Here is a 4,938-nt window from a genome sequence, read left to right as displayed (position 1 = left end):
CGGCGAACAGCCGTACCCTTGGGACCTGCTCCAGCCCCAGGATGAGATGAGCCGACATCGAGGTGCCAAACACTGCCGTCGATATGGACTCTTGGGCAGTATCAGCCTGTTATCCCCGGCGTACCTTTTATCCGTTGAGCGATGGCCCTTCCACTCGGGACCACCGGATCACTATGGCCGTCTTTCGACTCTGCTCGACTTGTCAGTCTCGCAGTCAGGCTGGCTTCTGCCATTGCACTCAACGAGCGATTTCCGACCGCTCTGAGCCAACCTTCGCGCGCCTCCGTTACGCTTTAGGAGGCGACCGCCCCAGTCAAACTACCCGCCACACAGGGTCCCGGATCCGGATAACGGACCGCGGTTAGACATCAAGCAATGCAAGGGTGGTATCTCAAGGGTGGCTCCACAAGGACTAGCGTCCCTGCTTCAAAGCCCACCACCTATCCTGCACATGCATGGCCTGATGCCAGTGTGAAGCTGTAGTAAAGGTGCACGGGGTCTTTCCGTCTAACCGCGGGAAACCTGCATCTTGACAGGTAATTCAATTTCGCTGAGTCGATGTTGGAGACAGCGGGGAAGTCGTTACGCCATTCGTGCAGGTCGGAACTTACCCGACAAGGAATTTCGCTACCTTAGGACCGTTATAGTTACGGCCGCCGTTTACCTGGGCTTCAATTCAAGGCTCTCACCTCTCCTTTTAACCTTCAGGCACCGGGCAGGCGTCAGACCCTATACGTCGTCTTGCGACTTCGCAGAGCCCTGTGTTTTTAATAAACAGTCGCCACCCCCTGGTTTGTGCCCCCAGCCCCTAGTTGCCTAGGAACCGGGCCTCCTTCTCGCGAACTTACGGAGGTATTTTGCCGAGTTCCTTCAACATCGTTCTCTCAAGCGCCTTGGTATGCTCTACCAGTCCACCTGTGTCGGTTTAGGGTACGATCTCATGGAGGGCTATTTCCAGGGACTGATTAGCGGCCCACCCAATCCGATAAGGGTGAACAACCTTCACAATCCGTCACATCCTCCTGGCCCAGGAATATTAACCTGGTTCCCATCGACTACGCCTTTCGGCCTCGCCTTAGGGGTCGGCTTACCCTGCTCAGATTAGCTTTAAGCAGGAACCCTTGGACTTTCGGCGAGAGTGTCTCTCACACTCTTTGTCGCTACTCATGTCATCATTCTCACTAGTGATCTCTCCACCGGATCGCTCACGCGCCGGCTTCACTGAAAGCTCCGAATATCCTCCAAGGCGATCCTAAGATCGCTAAAGAGGATAGGAACTATGTCACACTACGCTCTGCTACCATGCCTTACGGCATCCTAAGCTTCGGCTCATGGCTTGAGCCCCGTTACATCTTCGCCGCAGGACAACTTATTTAGACCAGTGAGCTGTTACGCTATCTTTAAAGGATGGCTGCTTCTAAGCCAACCTCCTGGTTGTTTTGGTCGTCCCACCTGCTTTCCCACTTAGCCATGAATTGGGGGCCTTAGCTGTAGGTCAGGGTTGTTTCCCTCTCCACGACGGACGTTAGCATTCGCCGTGTGTCTGCCATCTAGTACTCCCGGGTATTCGGAGTTTGGTTAGGATCAGTAAGCCTGTGGGGCCCCATTACCCATCCAGTGCTCTACCCCCCGGGGTATTCGGATGACGCTCTACCTAAATAGATTTCGCAGAGAACCAGCTATCTCCGAGTTTGATTGGCCTTTCACCCCTAGGCACAACTCATCCCGACCTTTTTCAACAGGTGTGGGTTCGGCCCTCCAGTAAGTGTTACCTTACCTTCAGCCTGGTCATGCCTAGATCACTCGGTTTCGGGTCTGATCCCACTAACTCGACGCCCTATTAAGACTCGCTTTCGCTGCGCCTACACCTAACGGCTTAAGCTTGCTAGTAAGACCAAGTCGATGACCCATTATACAAAAGGTACGCTGTCAGCCCTCAAGGGGCCTCCAACTGATTGTAGGCGTTCGGTTTCAGGTACTGTTTCACTCCCCTCGTCGGGGTGCTTTTCACCTTTCCCTCACGGTACTGGTTCGCTATCGGTCAGTAAGGAGTACTTAGCCTTCGAAGGTGGTCCTCCGATCTTCAGACAGAATTTCACGTGTTCCGCCCTACTTAATACGTCCAATCATGCTTCCTATACGGGGCTGTCACCCACTATGGCCGACCTTTCCAGGTCGTTCTAGTCACATTCATGGCTCGGCTGGTCCCCGTTCGCTCGCCGCTACTAGGGGAGTATCAATTGATTTCCTTTCCTCCGGGTACTTAGATGTTTCAGTTCCCCGGGTTTGCTCTTATAAACCTATGTATTCAGTCTATAAGTACCTGGTTCAGCGACCTATTGATTACCGAAGTAACAATAGGAAACTGTCAGGTGGGTTCCCCCATTCAGAGATCCGTGGATCAAAGCTTATTCTCAGCTCCTCACGGCTTATCGCAGAGTATCACGTCTTTCATCGCCTCTTACTGCCAAGGCATTCACCAAACGCCCTTCTCGCGCTTGATTTGATCCAGAAAAAGAAAGACTTGCGTCTTCAATGGCTCAGAAGCTGGAACAACTGGGCCTCATTTTCTGGTCAAAAGCATACTTTCCCTGATCCTTCTGATGTCGGTCAAAAGGATCGGTGCGTGCCCGTGCGGACACGCGGGTTAGTGTACTTGACTTGGACAACTCTGTTCGTTTCAGCGCGGGATACGTCATGGTGAGCGAGGAAGCACTCAATCATGTCGCCTTCCAACCCCTTGTTGCCAAGGTCTTGGAACCACACTGAGGTCAGACCCACACTCGGGCGACCAAACAGTGTTGATTGTTACTTTAAGATTGCTCTCAAAGTAACTTGTATCTCTCTATACGATGTCAATTCGATCGACTGTGTCGATCAATGCGTCAGCGTATCCGTAAGGATGCGCGTCAGCACGTCCGGATCGGACGAGTAAAAGCGCCGTAGCGCTCTTACTGATCTGATCCATCAGCGTGTTTGAACCAATCTGGCAGCGTTGTTCGTGCGATGTGCGGTATACCCGGCGAGCGGATAACACCGTCATTCTCGCTAAACTTCATGTCAGACAGGATCATGTCATATGCGTGTGTCGTTGCTGCGTCCCAAGGCATAACCTCAAGCTCTTCAGCTTTTTCAAAGAACCTTTTGGCGTGATTGTTGGCTTTCTGCCATCCCAACCCAGGCATACCCGGCAGGTCGGCGCGGCCAAGAGCGATGCGCGTCTCATTCACATCAGCCAGCTCCTGCATGGAAGCGAACTTGAGGTGAACAAGGTAGACGCCGGTTGGAAACACATAAGAGTGTGTTTTCTTCCCGTCCTGAGCAATGACAACGCCGTGCCTTATCAAAGGTGTTGCGTCCCTTACCGCCCAAGCCTTGCTGTAGTTGCCCGTGATAATCGCCGATGACCGCTGTTGGAAAACCGACTTGTCAGTATCCATCTCGTCATCTTCGACATCCTCAAACAAATCCAGACCCATCGCAAAAACCGCATCATCGCTTTGCTTGGCGAGCAGTTCCTTCAATGTGCCGTGCTGTTCTGGATCAACGCAGACAAGTTCGTCTGTGTCCGTCCTGATCACCCAGTCGTAAAACTTGAGCAATCCAGCCTGGAACTTGTTCAGCATCCAATTTCGGCGCCGATCAAATTTTTCCAGATTGTCCCGTGGGATCGTCCAAATATTCGCACCAGCAGCGATCTCGTTCACCTTTGGATCATGACCATGGGCCACAATAAACAGGTTCTCGATACCAAGCTGATTTGAATAGTGCCTTACCCACTGAGCAAGAGCGAAATAGTCGCGGTACACCATTGTTATTGCGCAAACATTCATGTGCGGATTTAGACCCGAACGTGAAGTAAGAACAATAAGGAAATGGTGGAGCCTAGCGGGATCGAACCGCTGACCTCCTGAATGCAAATCAGGCGCTCTCCCAGCTGAGCTAAGGCCCCCACTGTTCCCATCGCGGGAAATGGTGGGTCGAGGAGGACTTGAACCTCCGACCTCACGCTTATCAGGCGTGCGCTCTAACCACCTGAGCTACCGACCCATACGGGCGGTGGCCCGTGTTCTTTATACTGAAGAGATATGAGGACGGCTCGGTCCTGATGTTGACCAGCTTTGAATGCTGATCTTCTGCTAAGTGTTTCACGATCAAGAGCAAGCTCTGTAATACTAGAAACATCCTTAGAAAGGAGGTGATCCAGCCGCAGGTTCCCCTACGGCTACCTTGTTACGACTTCACCCCAGTCGCTGATCCTACCGTGGTCCGCTGCCTCCAAAAGGTTAGCGCACGGCCGTCGGGTAGAACCAACTCCCATGGTGTGACGGGCGGTGTGTACAAGGCCCGGGAACGTATTCACCGCAGCATGCTGTTCTGCGATTACTAGCGATTCCGACTTCATGGGGTCGAGTTGCAGACCCCAATCCGAACTGAGACAAGTTTTGGGGATTAACCCACTGTACTTGCCATTGTAGCACGTGTGTAGCCCAACCCGTAAGGGCCATGAGGACTTGACGTCATCCACACCTTCCTCCCGCTTATCACGGGCAGTTTCTTTAGAGTGCCCAGCCGAACTGCTGGCAACTAAAGATGTGGGTTGCGCTCGTTGCCGGACTTAACCGAACATCTCACGACACGAGCTGACGACAGCCATGCAGCACCTGTCACTGTGTCCCTAAGGAACGCTCGATCTCTCGAGTTGTCACAGGATGTCAAGGGTTGGTAAGGTTCTGCGCGTTGCTTCGAATTAAACCACATGCTCCACCGCTTGTGCGGGCCCCCGTCAATTCCTTTGAGTTTTAATCTTGCGACCGTACTCCCCAGGCGGAATGCTTAATCCGTTAGGTGTGTCACCGAATAGTATACTACCCGACGACTGGCATTCATCGTTTACGGTGTGGACTACCAGGGTATCTAATCCTGTTTGCTCCCCAC

General features: G+C 52.7%; 1 protein-coding gene, 2 tRNA genes, 1 rRNA gene and 2 other annotated features (1 of these 6 only partly in view). All 4 genes read right to left on the bottom strand.

Annotated elements, in window-relative coordinates; all coding sequences use genetic code 11:
• Nucleotides 1-114: 114 nt before the first annotated feature.
• Nucleotides 115-497, bottom strand: a sequence feature (23S ribosomal RNA rRNA prediction is too short).
• A 45-nt stretch (nucleotides 498-542) separates the two neighbouring features.
• Nucleotides 543-2,489 (bottom strand) — a sequence feature (23S ribosomal RNA rRNA prediction is too short).
• A gap of 462 nt (nucleotides 2,490-2,951) precedes the next feature.
• The gene (locus FD715_RS06550; protein ID WP_147107006.1) at nucleotides 2,952-3,833 is read right to left on the bottom strand and encodes a glycosyltransferase family 2 protein; all 882 of its coding nucleotides are present in this window, start codon (nucleotides 3,831-3,833) and stop codon (nucleotides 2,952-2,954) included.
• A 43-nt stretch (nucleotides 3,834-3,876) separates the two neighbouring features.
• A tRNA-Ala gene (locus FD715_RS06545) sits at nucleotides 3,877-3,952 on the bottom strand.
• Nucleotides 3,953-3,973: 21 nt separating this feature from the next.
• A tRNA-Ile gene (locus tag FD715_RS06540) sits at nucleotides 3,974-4,050 on the bottom strand.
• Between the two features lie 141 nt (nucleotides 4,051-4,191).
• Nucleotides 4,192-4,938 (bottom strand): 16S ribosomal RNA (locus tag FD715_RS06535) (it continues 1,455 nt past the right edge of the window).

Source organism: Tateyamaria sp. syn59, from assembly GCF_007995245.1.
Classification (GTDB): Bacteria; Pseudomonadota; Alphaproteobacteria; order Rhodobacterales; family Rhodobacteraceae; genus Tateyamaria.
Note: the sequence above shows the minus strand (reverse complement) of the source record. Positions and strands in the feature narration are given on the sequence as shown.